General features: G+C 42.4%; 12 protein-coding genes, 2 tRNA genes and 1 riboswitch. Of the genes, 3 read left to right on the plus strand and 11 right to left on the minus strand.

Translation table 11 applies throughout. From position 1 onward, the window contains the following. Nucleotides 1–31 precede the first annotated feature (31 nt). The 4 genes from AB4Z45_RS13050 to AB4Z45_RS13065 form a co-directional block, all read right to left on the minus strand. The gene (locus AB4Z45_RS13050) at nucleotides 32–1,075 is read right to left on the minus strand and encodes a hypothetical protein (RefSeq protein ID WP_441909714.1); all 1,044 of its coding nucleotides are present in this window, start codon (nucleotides 1,073–1,075) and stop codon (nucleotides 32–34) included. Continuing rightward, complete coding sequence (locus AB4Z45_RS13055; RefSeq protein WP_441909715.1) at nucleotides 1,072–2,844, minus strand: HSP90 family protein; 1,773 nt, start codon at nucleotides 2,842–2,844, stop codon at nucleotides 1,072–1,074. Before AB4Z45_RS13055 ends, AB4Z45_RS13050 begins: the two co-directional genes overlap by 4 nt. A 157-nt stretch (nucleotides 2,845–3,001) precedes the next feature. After that, nucleotides 3,002–4,759, minus strand: coding sequence for a methyl-accepting chemotaxis protein (locus AB4Z45_RS13060; RefSeq protein ID WP_441909717.1), 1,758 nt, complete (start codon nucleotides 4,757–4,759; stop codon nucleotides 3,002–3,004). Nucleotides 4,760–4,844: 85 nt separating this feature from the next. Then, nucleotides 4,845–4,929, minus strand: a riboswitch (cyclic di-GMP riboswitch). A 72-nt stretch (nucleotides 4,930–5,001) separates the two neighbouring features. Further along, nucleotides 5,002–5,772 carry a DUF1836 domain-containing protein gene (locus AB4Z45_RS13065; RefSeq protein WP_076268111.1) on the minus strand — a complete coding sequence of 257 codons (771 nt, stop codon included), beginning with the start codon at nucleotides 5,770–5,772 and terminating at the stop codon, nucleotides 5,002–5,004. A 256-nt stretch (nucleotides 5,773–6,028) separates the two neighbouring features. On the opposite strand from AB4Z45_RS13065, the gene AB4Z45_RS13070 reads away from it, so the two are divergent. Beyond that, nucleotides 6,029–7,348 (plus strand): hemolysin family protein, encoded by a 1,320-nt coding sequence (locus tag AB4Z45_RS13070; RefSeq protein ID WP_441909719.1) that lies wholly within the window; start codon nucleotides 6,029–6,031, stop codon nucleotides 7,346–7,348. A 65-nt stretch (nucleotides 7,349–7,413) separates the two neighbouring features. Here AB4Z45_RS13070 and AB4Z45_RS13075 read toward each other — a convergent pair whose 3' ends face one another. Next, nucleotides 7,414–8,544 carry a glycerate kinase gene (locus tag AB4Z45_RS13075; RefSeq protein ID WP_441909721.1) on the minus strand — a complete coding sequence of 377 codons (1,131 nt, stop codon included), beginning with the start codon at nucleotides 8,542–8,544 and terminating at the stop codon, nucleotides 7,414–7,416. A gap of 85 nt (nucleotides 8,545–8,629) precedes the next feature. Here AB4Z45_RS13075 and AB4Z45_RS13080 point away from each other — a divergent pair. Beyond that, a tRNA-Thr gene (locus AB4Z45_RS13080) sits at nucleotides 8,630–8,705 on the plus strand. A gap of 8 nt (nucleotides 8,706–8,713) precedes the next feature. Beyond that, a tRNA-Pro gene (locus tag AB4Z45_RS13085) sits at nucleotides 8,714–8,790 on the plus strand. Between the two features lie 65 nt (nucleotides 8,791–8,855). On the opposite strand, the gene AB4Z45_RS13090 is transcribed toward AB4Z45_RS13085, so the two are convergent. The 6 genes from AB4Z45_RS13090 to AB4Z45_RS13115 form a co-directional block, all read right to left on the minus strand. Next, nucleotides 8,856–10,241 carry a M48 family metallopeptidase gene (locus AB4Z45_RS13090; RefSeq protein ID WP_441909723.1) on the minus strand — a complete coding sequence of 462 codons (1,386 nt, stop codon included), beginning with the start codon at nucleotides 10,239–10,241 and terminating at the stop codon, nucleotides 8,856–8,858. Between the two features lie 132 nt (nucleotides 10,242–10,373). Further along, entirely contained in the window at nucleotides 10,374–13,541 is a 3,168-nt protein-coding gene (locus AB4Z45_RS13095; protein WP_441909725.1) for an ATP-binding cassette domain-containing protein, read from the minus strand. A gap of 238 nt (nucleotides 13,542–13,779) precedes the next feature. Beyond that, nucleotides 13,780–14,196, minus strand: a complete 417-nt coding sequence (locus AB4Z45_RS13100; protein ID WP_441909727.1) for an SRPBCC family protein — start codon at nucleotides 14,194–14,196, stop codon at nucleotides 13,780–13,782. Then, entirely contained in the window at nucleotides 14,193–14,501 is a 309-nt protein-coding gene (locus tag AB4Z45_RS13105) for an ArsR/SmtB family transcription factor (protein WP_372238995.1), read from the minus strand. Before AB4Z45_RS13105 ends, AB4Z45_RS13100 begins: the two co-directional genes overlap by 4 nt. A gap of 169 nt (nucleotides 14,502–14,670) precedes the next feature. Next, nucleotides 14,671–15,399, minus strand: coding sequence for a GNAT family N-acetyltransferase (locus AB4Z45_RS13110; protein WP_441909728.1), 729 nt, complete (start codon nucleotides 15,397–15,399; stop codon nucleotides 14,671–14,673). 523 nt (nucleotides 15,400–15,922) lie between these two features. Beyond that, on the minus strand, nucleotides 15,923–18,679 hold the full coding sequence (locus AB4Z45_RS13115; RefSeq protein WP_441909730.1) for a glycoside hydrolase family 2 protein: 2,757 nt from the start codon (nucleotides 18,677–18,679) through the stop codon (nucleotides 15,923–15,925). Between the last annotated feature and the right edge of the window lie 251 nt (nucleotides 18,680–18,930).

Raw genomic sequence — 18,930 nt, forward strand, 5'->3', positions numbered from 1 at the left:
CACTTCCATTTGCTATACGTCAACACATGGCTTAAAAATGGCTTAGTTTTTGAACTTGTTTAAGCTTCTGTTTGAGCAGCTCAGTGCAATAATGATTTTGGTTTCTCTGATCAAAAGCAGCAGCTAATTGTTCGGTATCCTTTACAATCATCTCATACGTAATATCGCTGCTGACATTCAGCTTTCTCCGACGGTTTTTTGCATGCCACAATTGTAGAAATGCTCTAGCTGAAATCATATACAACAACCGATCCCAGCCTACTTTCGTATCCAGCGCATATTGTACGGTTTGTTCAAACCATTTGGCGGCTTTATGAATGTCGGTTGCTGTGTAATAAGCAAGGAAGCTCCCATATTCACTTAAGTAACCAGGGCCCTTTAACAAACGCGCGCCTTTTTTTGCCATCTTTACAGCTTCATCTGCTTGCTCTGTCTCAAGGAGCGGGAGAAGCAGATGGCTGTACGTATTTTGCGGAATGGATTTGCAGGTCATTCGCCCATCCATAATAGGCTTCATGGCTTGCAGTCCTCGCCGATATCTGCCAACTGTAAAATGATAGTAGCCAAAGCCATTTTGCTCACAGGCGCTGCAATCAGACATTCCATCTCTAGCCGTCTTGCGCCAAAGCTCATAGTTTGCTTGAGCTGACTCATGATCGCCTTGAGATAGCGCGTATCGATGAAGACATTGATAATATGGGCGCAGGCTGTGACCGTATTGTAAGCATTTTGCCTTAAAATCATTAAAAATCGAAATGATTTGATCCGTACCAAATTGCGGAAACCGCCAAATTTGATTAACAAACCATTTATAGTGCCAAATAAGGGTGAAGCTCGAATAAGCAGTCGGATCTTTTTCAAACTGGGTTAAGCACCAGGTAAATGAAACAAGAAATCGCTCTTCATAGCCCGAATCAAGCGCTGCCTCGGAATAAGACATGCGGGCGTAATAGGAGTCTTCCTTCGTCATATGCAAATCGGCTATCCGAATAGCCTCCTCAAGCACCGCAAGCTTCTGTTTTCCCTGCGGCAAGCTCCATGCCTCGCTGCGCAATTGATCATATCGCTGCTTCATAGCTCTCGCTCACCAGCCTGACTAAGACCGATTTCCAGCACCTGCATAAACGATTTGTTCATTAACTTCAGCTCCTCAGGGCCAAGAGGATATTGACCAAGCAGCAAGGCCTGCGTATAAACGGTCTCAATGCTTAGCTTCTGCATATCCGCATTCTGACAAGTCATAGCCCGCTGCATAAGCGGATTGTTAAAGTTGTAGCAAATCGTCGCATACGGCACCTCATATAACTCATGGATGACGACATCCACAATGTTTGCGAACAAATCATTAGCTTCATCTTTCGTTTGCTCTGCCATTCTCAGAAAATTCACTTCATCATTTGTATTGTATAAAGCGGCCAAATCTACTGGCTCAAATCGCTTTACTACGCTTCTGCATTGAAATGGTGCTAGCAGCTGATCCGAGAGCTCCAGAAAGGAAAGAATGCTTTTATGCTCCGCTGGAGTTATGGATTGGAAGACGTTCGAGAAATTAATCGGATCTAGAACTAACGCCTCAATATCCTCATTCAGCTCAGGCAGCTTGCGCACAAGTTCAAAATCATGGACATAACCGCCGTTAATAACCATCACATTTTGCGCTTTGGCAACGCGAGCCACTTGGCGGAATTCATCAAGCGTTGAAGATACAACGATACGTTTGTTCTGTTCCAATATATCGCTCATCTTCATCATGCCAAATGAAGTCTCAAACGACAAGAAACGGATAAACAATCGATAAAGCTCATCATCTTCGGCAGCCATCGCTTTAATGGAAGCAGAATGAATAACAATAATTTTCCCGAATAGTTCAGGGTTTGATTCTGAAAGCTGGATCATATGCTGTTTAATGTTTTCGCCAATTTCATCCTTTACGGTGTGAAAAAGCTCATTTTCCATAAATGACTCCCGAGAAGCCGTTGGTCGAAGTCCATTCGTATTCATGATACACGTAACAAAAAAAGCCCAATCCGGAAGCATATTGTTAACTTGATCGGAAAGCAGCATACGTTTCATATATACCTTATGTTTTTTCTCGGCTTGCAAGCTTACAGCATAAGGAAGAATATAAGCGACACCCTCAAGCTCACCAATTACTGATTTTAAAGGTATGGCATCCAAGAAGGTTTGATACAAGTGATCTTCGCCATAGGTGAGCGCATCACTGCTATTCATGGACCACGGAGGAGTTTCCTCGTTAATCCTAATATCTGTTTTCCCTTCGGACAAATGAATCGGAACTGGCAGGAACTGACCATAATGGCTCATTAACTCCATCACACGATCCCATTCATAATAATCCTCGTAACCCTCCTTGCATGTCAAAAACACGGTGGTGCCGATTGGAGCATCCTTCTCAAGCTTGCGGATCGAGTACGTGCCGTCTGGCCGCCCGCGCCATTCTAAAGTATCGCCTTCTAGAGCGGAGCGGGTAATAACAACGATCTCGCCGCTCACTACGAAGCAGGACAGCAAGCCCACGCCAAATTGTCCAATATAGTCGTCTGCTGAATCCATTTCGTCACGCTTGGAGGTACTTCCGATTTGAGCCAAAAAAAGCTGGATTTCGGATTCGGACAAGCCTATCCCATTATCGTGAACGGCAATCGTTCGAGAACCGTAAATTTCAACTGTTACGCGTGCATCAAAGCGATGTCCAAGCCGTTTGCGTGCCGTTATCGCATCAACGCCATTTTGCAGTAATTCCCTAATGAACACGCCTGGGCTCGAATATAAATGCTTTGAGAGAAGCTCGATCATCCCTTGTAAATTAACTTGAAAGTTCATTTCGCTCATCCTGTCTCCCATAGTGGATCTGTTTTTTATTGGTTCCATTCATTGATTCGGCATTATACTCGCTTATCCTTCTTTATTTGCACAAAGAGGCAGGCAGCACCCCAAACCTATGGATGCTGCCTGCCTCACTCGATTATCATTTTGTTGCTTACACTTTGAAAACAGATGCTTTCTCCTTCAAATCCTGCGAGGAAAGTGAAAGCTTCTCCGCTAGGGTGCGCAAATCATCCGAAATATCATTTTGCTTAACAGAAAGCTCGCTCATATGTTCCATTTTGCCATTTACTTCTGAAGACGTAGTCAATAGCTTGTCTACTGCAGACACGATATGAGACATGCCTGTTGTGATTTCACTGATTGCCGTAGAAATCTCGCTCACTTGATCTGACAGCATGCTGCTTTGTGATTCCAGCGCTTGGAATGTGCTGCTTGCGGTTTCGGATGCTTGACGCGTCGTGTTAATAACATTCGCGAAGCTGCCGATCGTGCGGCTGCTTGCTGCCACGTCGCTTTGTATGAGCGTCAGCTCCTTCGTGATCTGCTTCGAGATCATATCGGTTTGACTGGACAGCTTGCGGATCTCGTCAGCGACAACAGCGAATCCTCTGCCATGCTCACCCGCTCTTGCCGATTCAATGGATGCGTTCAGTGACAACAAATTTGTCTGTGTGTTCAAATCCTGAATGCCGTTCAAAAACTTAGCGACATTGTTATATCGTTCATTCATCGTTTCGAAAGCTTCAGTTAGCTTTGAAAACTGGTCTACTGTTTCATTTACCATCGAGACCACGCCAGCCATCTGCTGCGTGCCGTTATGAGATGATTGCTTCATATTTTGCATATCATTGTTTATGTATTCACTCGAGGCAGCAATTTGCTGAGAGCTTGCTGAGATTTCTTCGGTAACTGCCGAAATGGATGAAGCATCGTCATACTGCGACAGCAACACTTTTCTGCCCAGCTCCACTTGGCCATTTACATCCTCTGATGCTTTTCGATTAATACCAATCATATTATCCATATTATTCGAAATGTGGAGCACGGATTCGCTCACTTCAAGCGTAGCTTTAATCGTTTCTCGCAGCTGATCGCCCATATTAGCCAAATCATGGTCGAGGTCGCCAAATTCGTCAGAGCGAACGAGTTTTTCTTGACTTGTAAAATCATTATTGCCATATTGCTTAATTCTTTTTGTAATGCCTACAAGTCCTGTTCTAATTGATTGTGAGATGACAAAAATCATAATGGCAGGCAGAATAGCAAGCAAAATGACATTAATAAGAACAATTACGTTCGCACTGGATATGTCTTTATTAAGAAGCTTCTGCGTCGCGTTAGCGTCTGCGGTCAAACGCTCGTGCATTGTATCGTTGGAATAACTTAGAATGACGGTATATACGCTTATTAGATTGCTTATGCGGAGCGATTTCTCATCTGATGATAATCCACTCACGTCTGTATTCGTCACTTTCAAGTTATCTAATGCAAGCTTAAGAACATTAACCTGATTCGCATAATAAGGACCATCTTCCGTTGCAGGCGGATATTTCTTATCCATATCGATAAGCTGTTTCTCTAATTCATCGATGTTGGCAGGCATCGTTTCCAAATCCTTCATGATCAGCGTTGCATCGCTTTTGCCATTTTCAATGGCATCTACCATTAGAAGCATCACTTTCAGCAGCCTATTCGATATACCCTGATAATTGCGTTCAGCACGCTGCAATTCCTCTGAACCTTCGACCGAGGTTGCTACTGAATGATTTTGAAAATAAATCAAAACGCCCGAGCCTACATTAAAAAGTGTGATGATTGCGGTAACAAGCAATAATTTGCTCGTTATTTTCTTCAAACTCAATTTCTTAAACAGTATTTTTGCTCTCTCTATCCTATCCTTAAAAACCATCCTGCTTGCTCTCTCCTCTGTCTCCTGAAAACAAAAAAAGCTATCCAGCCACAGGAGGCGGACAGCTCAGTTAGCTTATTATCCTTCCGGCGGTCTGGCAGCCATAGTGCGTACACCTTAGGCCCATAACTTTGCGTCCTTGTCTTTCAACAAGTTTGCCTTTTTCAGTTTGTCTATTTTGTAGTTTACAACTTAAACCAGTATAGGACTATTTAGTGAGTTTGTCATCCCTTGAACCATATTTATTCTGTGGCTAAAAATAAGGTTGCATTGCAATAACGCCTTGCTAACGAATGAAAATAGGAGGTTTGGATGGAAATAACCGCAACGAGCAAAATATTTCGCACCGCTTCCCATTGTTTTTCCGTTAAATTTGGCAATCTGCTTGCAAATTGATTCGCTGAAGAGCGAATGACATGCTCTGTCAATAAATCTTGATGCGGATTTTCCTTCAAATGACCGGAAATGTCGAGCAGTTGATCGTTATTCGCATCGAGCTCCTCAAACATACTGGTATAAGATGCATATAATTCAATAGGCCCAACTAAATCGTCTGCTTCATCCTCTGGTTTCTTGAATACGATCTCAAAAAGCTTGCGTATTGATTCAAAATCGAGATTTGACTTTAAATCATCAATAATGAATAATAACGCAGCTTGGTTCAGAGAATATTTTTTCCCAGCTTTCGGACAATCGAAATAAGGTTTGAAATCTCGCTTTACCCAGTTTTGCATGGAGGTAATCGACAGATTCGAATATTCGATTAGTTGGCCCAACGCAGCAATTTCATGAAGTGAAAAGCCTTTAATCTCATTTCCTTTAATGAGCTTTTCCATAATTGGAGGCAGCAGCGTAGACATAAATGCAGGCAGTCCCGTGCCTTTCTCCAAATCACATTGATGCGTTTTGGTCCATGCGGCTTGCAGCACTTGCAGCGGCTTCAAATTATACTTTCCGTCCAGAGCCAGCAGTAAGCAAGCCATCTCTTTTCGAGTAAGCGTAAAGGACTCCATATCGCTTCCTCCTCGCGCATTCGTCTTGCATTCCTATATTACAAGTTCATATGAACTCATCATATGCCGGAGAATGACGCTTGTAAAGGCTCGAAAATCAATGAGAATAAGCCTTTCATTCTCGTTAAATCGCTTTTAAAGCGCGTATAAGGCTGTTACCGTTGGATATGGCATTTGTCATATCATGTAATCATTCGTTATAGTAGATCATAAGAATAAAAAAAATATAAACATAAAAGGGTAGTGAAAAACGAAAATGGGTATAGGATTCAATTTATTCATGATTGCTCTTCTTATTTTATTAACTGCTTTTTTCGTCGCAACGGAGTTCGCCATCATCAGACTTCGCTCCAGTCGGATCGATCAGTTAGTGCTTGAGGGCCGGAAGAACGCACTTGCCGTTCAACGGGTTACGAGTAATCTGGATGCCTACTTGTCAGCCTGTCAATTAGGTATTACTATTACAGCGCTCGGGCTGGGCTGGCTGGGAGAACCGACAGTTGAAAAAATGCTTTTACCCTTGTTTGAACGTTTTGCTATTAACGATGACATCAGTCATATTCTATCCTTTTTAATCGCATTTATTTCGGTCACATTCCTGCATGTTGTTGTCGGTGAGCTTGCACCAAAAACGTGGGCGATCCAGAAAGCTGAATTTATTAGCTTCTTAACAGCAAAACCGATTATTTTATTCCACAAAATTTTATATCCTTTCATTTGGTTGCTAAATGGCTCGGCTAACGCTTTGGTTCGCTTGTTCGGATTGAAACCAGCTACAGAGCATGAAGAAGCACACTCGGAAGAAGAAATTCAAATTATTCTTAACGAGAGCTACCAAAGCGGAAAGATTAACAATACAGAATACGGATATGTAAGCCGCATTTTCGCTTTTGACGAATTGCTGGCCAAAGAAATTATGGTGCCCCGCACCGATATGATTTGTTTGTATACAAACAAAACATTAGCTGAGAACATGGAAATTATTCGCAAGGAACAATATACGCGTTTCCCGGTCGCACTTGAGAGCAAGGATAACATCGTCGGCATGATTAACACGAAGCAGCTTTTCCTAGAATATGAATCTGATCGTGATTTGGATTTCAAAAAGCTTGTTCATCCTGTACTGAGCGTTTCCGAGGTTACGCCAGTCAAAATGCTTCTAAAGAGAATGCAATTAGAACGTGTTCACATCGCTATTCTCGTCGATGAATACGGCGGTACTTCCGGCCTGATTACAATTGAAGATATTTTGGAAGAAATCGTTGGTGAAATTCGTGATGAATTTGACGCCGACGAACGCAAGGAAATCGAACAGCTGGCTGATAACTGCTATCTTCTCGATGGTAAAGTATCACTTAGCGAGCTGAGCGATTTAACCGGCATGAACTTCGAGGAAGAGGATGTGGATACGGTCGGCGGCTGGTTGTACAGTCAAGTGACCGATCCAAAGCCAGGCAAAGAGCACTTTTACGAAAATTATAAATTTATCATCCGTGAGACGAGCAAAAACCGGATTCGCAAGGTCGAAATGCTAATTGAGCAAAATCAAGAAGCCGTTGAAGGCGAAACCGCATAACGATAGGTTAACAAGAAAGAAGCAGCCATTGCTCATTGCATAGGCTGCTTCTTTTTTTTATGACATTATAACAAGCTGAAAATATGAACGATTCGATCAAGCAGCCACTCATCCGTGTGGTCTATCGCCTCTTCTACAGAACATGGACCCGGCACGAGCGAGAAGCCTGCACGAAGACCAAGCTCCGACGTGTATGCTGAACTCGCATCAATTGACCCGCAAACGGCGATAACAGGGATGCGCTGCCCCCGAGCGGCATCACATATCGCCTTGATCACCTTGCCTGAACCCGTTTGGCTGTCTAATCTCCCTTCGCCTGTCAAAATCCAATCAGCGCCAACAATATGCTCCTCAAATCCAATTCTATCCATAACAAGTTTTGCTCCAGCGTGCATAGCCGCGTCAAAAAAAGCTAAAAGTGCTGCACCTGTTCCTCCAGCCGCTCCGCTGCCTGGCAAATTCGCCACATCAATCCCTGTATGCTTGTATATACCTTCAGCAAAATGGGCTAATGCAAGGTCAAGCTGCTTGACTGCTTCTGACGATGCCCCCTTCTGAGGGCCGTAAACCAAAGAGGCTCCATGCTCCCCGCACAATGGATTACGTACATCGCCAGCAATAATGAAGCTGCTTTCGCGAATGCTCGAATGGAAACCAGCATCATCAATTGATGCAAGCTTCGACAAATGAACGCCTCCAAGCGGCAGCTCAGCTCCACTTTCATCTAACAGCTTCATTCCGAGCGCCTGCAGCATGCCCGATCCGGCATCATTGGTCGCGCTGCCTCCTAAGCAAATAATAAATTGACGATAGCCAGAACCTAGTGCATGCCGAATCAATTCACCGGTGCCAAATGTTGAAGCGATAAGTGGATTTTTCTCTTCACTCTTCAGTAAAGCAAGACCAGATGCTTCAGCAAGCTCAATAACCGCGGTTTGGCCATCTCCCAGTACGCCATATCTTGCATGAATGCTTCGGCTGAGCGGGTCGTGGACAGGAACCTCGATAAAACTCCCGCCTGTAGCTTGTACCAAAATCTCCATCGTTCCTTCACCGCCATCAGCCATTGGGAGCTGTACGATTTCAGCATGTGGATGTACTGTGCGAATGCCTGCTTCCATCGTGCTAGCAATTTGAAATGCGCTGCTTGACCCCTTAAACGCATCCGGTGCAATAACGATTTTCACCCTAATCATCCTTTCAGAAAAAAAAATAAAAAAACACTTGCAATTATTTCAGTTTATATGCGATAATACATCTTGTGTTTAGCGAATACATCTTGCCGTTGTAGCTCAACTGGTAGAGCAACTGACTTGTAATCAGTAGGTTGGGGGTTCAAGTCCTCTCGACGGCACCATCTTTTCCCGGGACGTAGCTCAGCTTGGTAGAGCACCTGGTTTGGGACCAGGGGGTCGCATGTTCAAATCGTGTCGTCCCGACCATCCTAAACATAAAGAATTGAATATACATAAAAGAAAGAAGCTTGAGCGATCAAGCTTCTTTTGTTTTATATTTGATCGCCTAAATTATGCAACAGCTCGGCGAGCTCGTCAAATCCAGCATCCAGCGCATAATCCTCAGCTGTATATCCTGTTTCATCAACTTTCAACGGATCAGCCCCTGCTTTTAGCAAAAGTTCCGCTCCTTCTATGTCGCCATTTTTTGCTGCGGTCATTAGCGGTGTCCATCCGGTACTGTCCTGTAAATTCGGATTAGCTCCTTCTTCCAGCAATAACGCTACCATCTCTATGCTTTCATTATACAACGCTATCGTTAATGCCGTTTCTTCATAACTTTGCTCAATCACATTCAATTGCGCTCCAGCGTCTATCAATGAAGAAGCGATTGCTGTTTCATTTAGCTGGGCTGCCCACATTAGCGCTGTCCATCCTTCATCGTCTGCTGCATTCGGATTTCCTCCAGCATCAAGCAGAGATTTAACGAGCTCAAAATCAGCCTCTGAAGCCGCACCAAGCATTTGATCATCGGTTGGCGGACCATCAAGAGAAGACATAAAGGTATCAATCGATTTCGAGAAGGTCACCCCGATCGTAACAGATCCCCCGAGAACAAGAATAACAGCCAAAACGATGATAAGTGCTATTCGCGAAGAGGATGTCTTAAAAATGATATTCGATGAGATGCCTGCATATTGCTGAATCGCGTAGATACGCTTCGGCAGAGGCGGGTGAGTCGATAGCTTCTCAGCCAGCCATACAAACAAACCTTTCTCATAGCTGCTTTGCAGTAAATATTCCTCACGGTCTACCCGTTTGTAGAGCGTTTTGCCGATGGCTAATATCGTTAAACCATTCATTGCGGCTTCAGCATCATTGGTGTAATAAGCTGCCATACGGTCGCATGTATATTCGCAAGCCCGCGAGTATGCTTCGCCAAGAAATGGAAGCCATAACGCCGGCAATATGAGCAGCTGCTTCGACAAATGATTTCGTTTGATGTGGGCGAGCTCGTGTGAAATGACAAAAGTGAGCTCTTTTTCCCCACCCGCCTGAATCATTTCGAACAAATCGGAATAAAGCACCACCATATTGCGGCCAAAAAAGCGCGAAGCAAACGCATTTAATATCCCGCTTGACTCCATAACATATAGATCCGGTACAACAGTAAAGCCCATCCGCTCACACTGTGCCTGGGCAATTGCGAACACTTCCGGGAATTGTCTCGGTGTGATCCGAACGCCATTGGTTCGAATGCTTGCCATCATAACCGCTTGAGCGAATAAGGGCAGAAGAATAAGAATCGGTAGGATGAAAATGAAAATAATAGAAATAAACAGACATAAATAAATGAAAACACTAAAGATAAGCGCTAGAACAAAGTAACGATTCTCTTTCTTATGTATGAGCGACGTTTCTAAATCAATTGCATTCAATTAATGGCATCCCCTTCTAAAATAATACCCACATTATACACGATTTCCCAAAGTTATTATACAACCTTCAGCATAACAAAAAAACTCATCTGCAATTTAGGATTGCAAATGAGTTCTTTCAGTGTTTGACATCTAGCTTTGCTCAAGGAATTGGTAAACAGCCATCATTTCTTGTTTATTCAACTCACGAATGCGATTGAAAATTGGAATATCAGCTACCGCCTCAATATTTGAGCTGTCTTTAACAACATCACTTACTTTGCCTGTCAGCCATGTTTGCACGTCTATGCCTTCAACAATTTCCTTAAGCCCTTCATCATTGATGCCACTTGCATAACAGCTAACACATGGTACCGATAATTTAAACACGCCATCGTGTAGGCCATCTTCCGAAATTACTCTTTTCCCTTTGCAGAATGGACATGGCTGGCTGGCTTTAATTTTATTTATTAAGGTAACAATTTTTTTGTAACCAAACGCTTCATAGACATAGGTCAGTTTTTTGTATTTACCATTGGTGAAATACTTATCAATGATCGTTTCTCTCGTTTCGGTGATATTGGCAAAATCACAGACGGTGATCCGATTATTAATACTGATGGATTCGATACTGTTGCTGATACGGCCCCAGAACGGCAGCACATTTTGCAAGACCATTTCATAGTGGGAAAAGCTCGCGACCTCTAGTTCAAGCATTTTCAACGCAGCTTGCGTCTCCCTAGGCAATAGAGAAACCTCTTCTGTCAAAACCATATCGCCCCCGACAATCGCTTTCATTTTGTCTAGAACCTTTAGATTTCCAACGGTTTTAATGACTTGATCAAGAGGCTGCTGAATAATCTCACGAATATCCGTCTCGCCAAACTTTAGCTTTTTATGATGCTTTAATACCGTTCCTTGACAAATTGGGCAAGTAATCAACTTTTTGGATTCTTTTATACGCTCTTTAATCTCCGATTTCGATACCACCATATACATCCCAATGATGTGATTAAAGCCTTCCCAAGTCCTTGATGCCTTGCCTACTTTATCATAGAATGACTTTTCCCAATATCCGTACAAAAAAGTATGCTTTTCTGCGTCTGTCATCTCTGCATAACTTTTGCTTATATCCTGGCCGAGCTCATTTTTAATCTCTTCAAAAATAAATTTTATTTTTGGGAATTGATAAAACTTCAAAATATCCATCACATCTGGATGCAATAAGCCATCCCAGAATGGCGCGGTTTTGTCCTGAATAACAATATCAAAATCAAATTTTTCAATTACACGGCGGCCAGAGCAGCATGGGCAATGATTGCCTTGATTATAGAAATCGAAGCTATTCGTATCTTTATTGGTTGGATGTGCCGCCACAATATGGTTGATTAAGCCGCCAATTTCGTAGAGAAAAGTATATTGGCTGTACAAGTGGCGTTCCAAATCAATGGCGATGACGGGTGCAATGGTATCTGATTCATATTCACCATAAATGAGACGAGCCATTGATGATAAACTTTTTAAGATGCCGCCTTTATAAACGTTTTCCGCATTTTTAAAATAGGCAATCTGGTTTTCTTTTAAATAATTAACGCCATTTTTTTGATCTAGTGTTGAAGGAATATGGAAAGGAGCAGCTTTATCTTCATGGTTTTGTTCCCTGTAATAATCATCATGACTGACAACATCAAGATGCTCCACGGGTGCATGCTGTCTTTTGCCAAAATCAACGATAAAATCAGAGCTTTCCAGCATATACGAATTATGCTCAATCATGATCATGGAGACGGATTCATCCTGTAGAATGACCCTCACACTATCAATGAATTGATTCAAAATATTTTGTGATAACCCTTTTGAAGGCTCGTCAAAAATAAATAGCGTATTCGGGTTTCTGGAGCCCGCAAACAACTCAGAAACTAAATGAACACATTGAAATTCACCCGTAGATAAGGATTGTGTTTTTCTCTCCAACGTCAAATAACCAAGTCCTAGCTTGATCAATAAGCTCAAGCGTTTATGAGCGATGTCTTCATTTGGCAGCTCAACAATAATATCTTCAATCGAGCGCTGAAAAATATCATCAATATCATCGCTATATTTTGTAAGCTTCTTTTTAATATCTAGAAAAGTGGCAACGGTTGACCGGCTAGTGATTGATTGGTTACGATCCTGCCCAACCATAACCAGCTTATCCTTCGGATAGCGCTTTACAAAATCCTTGGACATGCACTCATTAACAAGTGTGGATTTGCCACAGCCTGACTCGCCTGTAAAAGTGACAAGTCTATTTTTAGGAATCTGAATTTCACTGATTTGAATATTCCGGCAGTGAAGATCAAGAAATTGATAATATTCTGTTGGTGCTGCCTCGTTTCGTTCCCCGTGGATTGGCTTTGGACGTGGTGATTCTTCCACTATTTTTCCGCCGTATTTACCGCTGCCAGGGCCAAAAAACAAATGCTTATCCGCTGTGTCCAGCACCGTGTCAGAATGGTCAATGAGCCATATTTGATTTTTAAACCCTAATTGTTTAATCTCAGCTAAAATCTTCAATAACGTTTGATGATCAAGACCTACGGAAATTTCGTCGATGATAATAACCGTATTCTCACTTGTAGCCATAAATTCAGCCAAGTAGAGCCGAGTTACTTCTCCACCTGACAATGTTCCCATAATCCGATTTAACGTTAAGTAACCGATATTCATATTGATTATATTTTTTAAAATGTTTTGTTTACCTTCACTAAGCTTTAGAACTTCTGCTAGTGAGTAAATTGTTTCCACACTGAAGTCGTTGATGTCCGATATACTCTGTGCTTGATCCAATAACTCAAATTTATATTGTTCAACTTCTTGATTGTAACGTTTCCCCATACATTTTATACATTCGATATTTTTAGTTGTTCCGCGGCCTTTACAGTCTGGACACCAGCCTAATTCATTATTAAATGAAAAAACTTCTGGAGAAAGATTATACTTTTCAGCAAGTGCAACTCGAATTTCAGTAAACACGCCAGTATGCGTACCAATAGTTGAACGAGGATTTGAAGAAATGGATGATCGTCCTAGAAAAAGGACAAGCGGCATTTCCTCCATCTTAATGGCACTGAAATTGGTTTCCATAATATTAGGAAATAGATACTGATACTCCGCCTTTGGCAATAAGGAAACGAGACGTTTCTTCGATTCTTCACCAATGGTTTGAGAAAAAGTTGTTTTTCCAGATCCAGATAAACCAGCTATGCCTAACGATTTATCTACTGGCAGTACTTCATCTAATTTGTTAATATTGTTCGCAATTAATTGCTTTATTTTCATTGTGATCTCCTCTCCAATCTCTAAAAATTTGTCTCTGTATATGATAAAAGCAAGCTTCTACAGCCAACCTGCTATGTTTGCTCATTTAAGATGATTTCAAAAGGCATCTTATGAAAAAGAAAGAGCACAATTCTTACTGCGGAATTGCGCCCTATTTTTAAAAAATGATTTATTTGTATAAAACGATGAATTAAGTTTGGTGTTGAATAACTTGCATCATGAAAGTTGAAAAATCATATTATAGTTCGGCTAACACTTTTCCAAGCTGATCGCCCTTGTAAGTCCAAGCAGATTTAGCTCCTTCAATTGCTCCCGGACGGGATTTTGTTTCTTCACTAAATCCAGTTTGGTCGAGGTGCAGGTGAACCGTTCCATCTGAACCTTCTTTCAAAGTCCATGTAATTGTCGTATTTTCTCCGGCACTTATCCAAGTGTAAGATAAGGTATGAGGCTCGTCCACTATAAGCACTTCGCAATCTACAATGCCGTTCCACCATTCGGAAGGCTCCGTTTTGAACTGAAATTTATGTCCAACGACTGGTTCAAAATCATTATTCCAAATCCATTTCGCAAGCGTATCCGAATCCGTTAAAGCATTCCACACTTGGTCGATTGAGCTTGTAAATTGATAATCTAATGATACATCTGGTTTCATTTTTTTTCCTCCAATATAAGTTTTAATTTATCTATTCTTTCATTCCAGAATCCTTCGTAAAATGATACCCAATCTTTAATTTCTTTCAACGGATTAGCATTCAATCGATATCTCGTTTCTCTTCCAACCTTTTGAGCAATGACAAGATCGGCATCTTTCAGGATTGCCAAATGCTTGGAAACCGCTGTTCGACCCATTTGAAAATGAACCGTTATCTCATGTAGGGGCAAGTCTTCAACTTCTGCCAACAATTGAATTAGTTTTCGCCTTGTTGGATCGGCAACAGCGTCGTAAACATCCCTCATTTGACCTTTATCGTTCAAAACCACCCCCACCTTTTCATTATTATTTACTGTAATGCTGCCTATTAAACGACATTACAGCTTATTAAGACACCTTTTGGAGTCACATCGATTATAGGACACCAAAAGGTGTCGTGTCAAGTTTTCCGCGCAGACATCATCTGGCGCATTATCAGACAATCGATTCTGGAGAAATCACTTCCCACTTTCCAAACAGCGTCAAACCCGCCGCTTTAGCCAGCGACGTAGAAGCCTGATTATCGAGTTGGCATCGGTACTGGGGTTCGTATCCCTGACTATAGGCGTATTTACTTATTGTACGCACTACTTTGCGGGCATGACCTTTTCCTCTAAAAGACGTCAAAGTCAGTACGCCAAGATCCGCTATTTGCACATTCTCCCAAGGATACATGCTGGCGGCGCTGGCCAGGCGTTTTTGCTCAAAAGATCCGAACACTGCCCAGTGATCTAATTCCACATAAGCGTCATCCAAATCTTGTTCCGAGGCTAATGACTGGAACTCGGAGAAGATTAAATCATCTTGCACTGTTAACTGTCGCAAGACACCATCCTGGTTTTCTTGCAGTAATTTGTACTTATCGGCTTCTGAAAAATAAAAAAGATAATCCGCACCATGCAAAGCTACTCCCGCTTCTTTCAATTTCCGGCGAAAGGTCGACTCAGACAGGTCTTGTCCTTGATAAAGACCAATCTTTTCGGCCAATGCAGCTGTTAGGATCGCCATTACTCGGCCGTCGGAGCTTTCCAGCAACATGACCCGACGATCTTCGCTCAGGTCATCGTTAGTGGCGACAGTAAAAACATCATCGCTATACAGGACATCTCCATTCAAAAATGGCGCCTTCCAAAAGTCAGTTATTGTTTGAGAAAATAAAGACATCCTATTTACCCCCTATAAAAGAATTTCTATTTTAAAATACTATAAAGTAGGCACAACGCAAACAGTTTATCTTTTTTATAATCATTCGCCTTGCAAAACGGGCACAGCTTTATATTAAAAAGAATGCCAGCTTTCCTTTATAGCTTGAAATACATAGGATGATTAGTCTCTACTTACACAAAAAAGACTCTTCAGCCGCGTAGCTAAAGAGTCTTTCCTTCCATCTAATCTTATCTAAAGTTTAGTTTATCATTACAACTAATGATCCGATTCATCCCATTTTTTCGAATAGGCTTTTTTTGTAACCCAAAGTGTCAGCCATGTGAGTAATACAACGATAATACCCGAAAAAATCCAAACACCTGCAGGAACGTTCATCTATATGTACCCCCTCTTTGTCTACTCCCTCTATTTTACAAGATCCCATTCGATTATTTTCAACAGATCCGTTAACAAATTCGTAACTTTTCTAATCATAAATCATCATGGACGGAGTAGCAAATAACGGATTACACTTCATGAATTAACCTCTATGGTGAACGATAATATCGATCGGATAACGACCAGCATTGCGTCCGTAAAGCGTCAAACCGCCTTGTTCAGCTTCGAGCTGAAGCTTAAAGCTGCGATTTTGGTTCAGCTTAGCAGTCAGCGCACTAGGCAAAATGACCTTGCAGAGATAGCCGTATGAGCCTGCATCCTCCAGCTTGTTAGAAACCGCTTGATAGTGCCAAGACAGAACGCCACGGCTATCCGCTGGATCATCTGTCAACACAATCGTATCAACTAGCTGTCCATCAATGAGAACATTCAACTTAGCTTCATGGCGATCCGAATCCGTCATAAAATATGAGTTTATGTTGTACTCAGGATCTGACAACGCACCATGCATAAAGGAAATGTCCAGCTTTTTCTGAATGCTTTCCTCAAGATCACGTTTTAGCAGACGCTTGGAGCCCGCTTCAAAAAACAGTTCAATATCATAAATCATCGTTTGCTCCGAAATGGATGGCAGCTGTACATCATACGTAAATTGTCCTGCAATTCCGCCATTCACTTTCTGATTCTGCAACGAATTCCAGCTATGCGGCCACTCGCTATCGGTGAAGCTTGCAACCGGTACGCTTATCGTTTGGCCGTCAACCTCATATTTCCCATTGGTTTGACCGCTGCGAACGTCGAAAGTAACGAAGTTGCGTGTAATCGTTTTGCCATCGGAAGACAAGAGACGTACTGCAATTACCGCAACCGCATCCTGCTGAGGCATTTTCAAGGAAAGCGGCTGCAATGCACTCACGCCGAATCCATTCCAGTCAATGATTTCGTGTCCTGATTGTGCGACAGTACGTACACCAAAATGATCATACGACAGCTCCCACGCCAGCTGAAGCGCTTGACCATGATAACGATCCGAGAAGCTGGAACGCAAAAGCTCCAATGTAACCTGTGCACCTGTATCCAGCGTTTGACAAGGAGGTGCATCAATAACGATAAAATCTGGCGAGTGCAAATCTGCGATCGTCATGCCGGGAACGAACCACTCATAGCCAAAATGCTTGTCGGTGCCGTCCAAACGGTAATAACCGTTAAACTCATTTACAACATCGCGGAACTCCGTAAATACGAAACCGCACATTTTATCATGACGGCGGAATTCATTCATCATATAGCGGTAATGCCAGGCTAAGTCGCTATCTCCTGCTCCGCCTTCGATCCCCCATACATTGCCGCATTCGCTGTTCATTAATGGTGCATCTGATTGTACATTGCCCGCAGTATAGTTAAAGGTAGAACCTACGAACGTTTTATCAACGACCTCTGTTACATGGTTGCGCAGCTCATTGTAGCCATTAATGTAGAAATGCCAAGTGTTAATATCAGACTCCACATGATCATAGTTACATGGTGAGTTATCTTCAACTATACGGGTTGGATCAACCTGTTTGGCCCAACGATAGATGGAACGAACCCACTCCTGCGTTTGCGGCAAATAATTTTGCGGATGTGACGCGTCTGTTGTAAGCGAAGCGGATTCACTTTCCGTTTTCAAGCCCCATGTCTCATTAAACATGACCCAAGAGAAAATCGACGGGTGATTGTAGTCACGATCAATAATTTCACGCGCTTCACTCTCGTAAGCAAGCCGTGCCTGCTCATCCGGGTCCCCCCAGAAGCATGGCATATCCTCCATTACGAGGATTCCAAGTTTGTCGGCCCAGTAAAGCTTGCGCGGCTCTTCCGGCTTAATGTGAATCCGAACAAAGTTCAAGCCCAAACGTTTTAAAAGGAAAATTTCATCATGCATTTCTTGATCGGACGGGTACGTGAAAAATCCGGTTGGATGGAAGGATTGATCCAACGTTCCATTCAAATAAATAGGTTTGCCATTTAACGTAATCCAGCGATAATTCCGATCGCCTACAAGTGCAGTTGAAATTTCACGAATACCGAAATAAGTGCTTATAACATCCGTCTGACCATTGCTGGACAGGGAAACTTCGCCTTCATATAAGAAAGGAGATTCTGGACTCCACAGCTTAGGATCTGCCACTACGAATGAAGTGCTGATCGTATTTGCTCCTTCTGTCAGCTCCGCTTCGAATTGATGTGATACCGCACCCTCTGCAAACAAGAAGGAAAGCTGAGCATGACCTGCGCGGCTTGCTGTCACTCTAGTCGTAACTTGTATTGTACCGTCCAATTTTGTATTAAACTTCGAATCCTGTACATAGTTTTGAGGACGAGCCTCCAGCCATACGGGCTGCCAAATGCCGCGGATTTCTCCATAACCTTGCTTACCACGGCCTTGGAATGAATGATCAAAATCTTCAACACGAACCGTAATCGAGTTTGTGCTGTCGATTGACCATACGTCTGTTACATCAAATTCGAAATGGCCATATCCGCCTTCATGCGAACCAATGGAGATCCCATTTACCCATACGTCGGACTTAAAATCGACCGCTCCAAAGCGAAGGATTACTCGCGCATCAGCTAGTTCTGGTGTCCAATCCACTTCCTTATCGTACCAAGCGATTCCTTTATCATTGCTTCCGATTCCCGACAACGGGCTTGACCAGGAGAAAGGAACAGTGATTTCCGACTTTAAGGATTGACCCTTCGATTTTTGCCAATCTGCATCGATGCCACGATTCTCATGATCAAATTCAAAGGACCATGCTCCATTCAAATTCAACCATTCCGAGCGCTGCCAATCTGGCCGAGGATACTCAGCTCGAGGGATGTTCACTTGTGATGCATGTACCGTATTTAAAGACATTATTAATCACACTGCCTCTCCATTGATATTTTGATGACGTTCATAAGATTAATTAAAAAGTTAATAATAAACTGAAATAACAACCATTTCGTAACAAGAATACGTCTTCATTAACTTGTTTGTCAACTATTACTTTGAAAACCCGTGATAAACCTATTATATAGTTAACTATTAAGTTACTCTAATATATGGTGAATCCTCATTGATATCAAAAAAAGGAAGCTGGCCTTAGCCAAGCTCCCTCCAAATAT

It is taken from the genome of Paenibacillus sp. MCAF9 (genome assembly GCF_052114265.1).
Taxonomy (GTDB): Bacteria; Bacillota; Bacilli; order Paenibacillales; family Paenibacillaceae; genus Pristimantibacillus.

Coding starts and splice junctions, on each gene's coding strand:
- AB4Z45_RS13060 (WP_441909717.1), bottom strand. CDS start 4,759: ATGGTTTTTAAGGATAGGATAGAGAGAGCAAAAATACTGTTTAAGAAA.
- AB4Z45_RS13055 (WP_441909715.1), bottom strand. CDS start 2,844: ATGAACTTTCAAGTTAATTTACAAGGGATGATCGAGCTTCTCTCAAAG.
- AB4Z45_RS13075 (WP_441909721.1), bottom strand. CDS start 8,544: ATGATTAGGGTGAAAATCGTTATTGCACCGGATGCGTTTAAGGGGTCA.
- AB4Z45_RS13095 (WP_441909725.1), bottom strand. CDS start 13,541: ATGAAAATAAAGCAATTAATTGCGAACAATATTAACAAATTAGATGAA.
- AB4Z45_RS13115 (WP_441909730.1), bottom strand. CDS start 18,679: ATGTCTTTAAATACGGTACATGCATCACAAGTGAACATCCCTCGAGCT.
- AB4Z45_RS13065 (WP_076268111.1), bottom strand. CDS start 5,772: ATGGAGTCCTTTACGCTTACTCGAAAAGAGATGGCTTGCTTACTGCTG.
- AB4Z45_RS13070 (WP_441909719.1), top strand. CDS start 6,029: ATGGGTATAGGATTCAATTTATTCATGATTGCTCTTCTTATTTTATTA.
- AB4Z45_RS13100 (WP_441909727.1), bottom strand. CDS start 14,196: ATGAAACCAGATGTATCATTAGATTATCAATTTACAAGCTCAATCGAC.
- AB4Z45_RS13105 (WP_372238995.1), bottom strand. CDS start 14,501: ATGAGGGATGTTTACGACGCTGTTGCCGATCCAACAAGGCGAAAACTA.
- AB4Z45_RS13050 (WP_441909714.1), bottom strand. CDS start 1,075: ATGAAGCAGCGATATGATCAATTGCGCAGCGAGGCATGGAGCTTGCCG.
- AB4Z45_RS13110 (WP_441909728.1), bottom strand. CDS start 15,399: ATGTCTTTATTTTCTCAAACAATAACTGACTTTTGGAAGGCGCCATTT.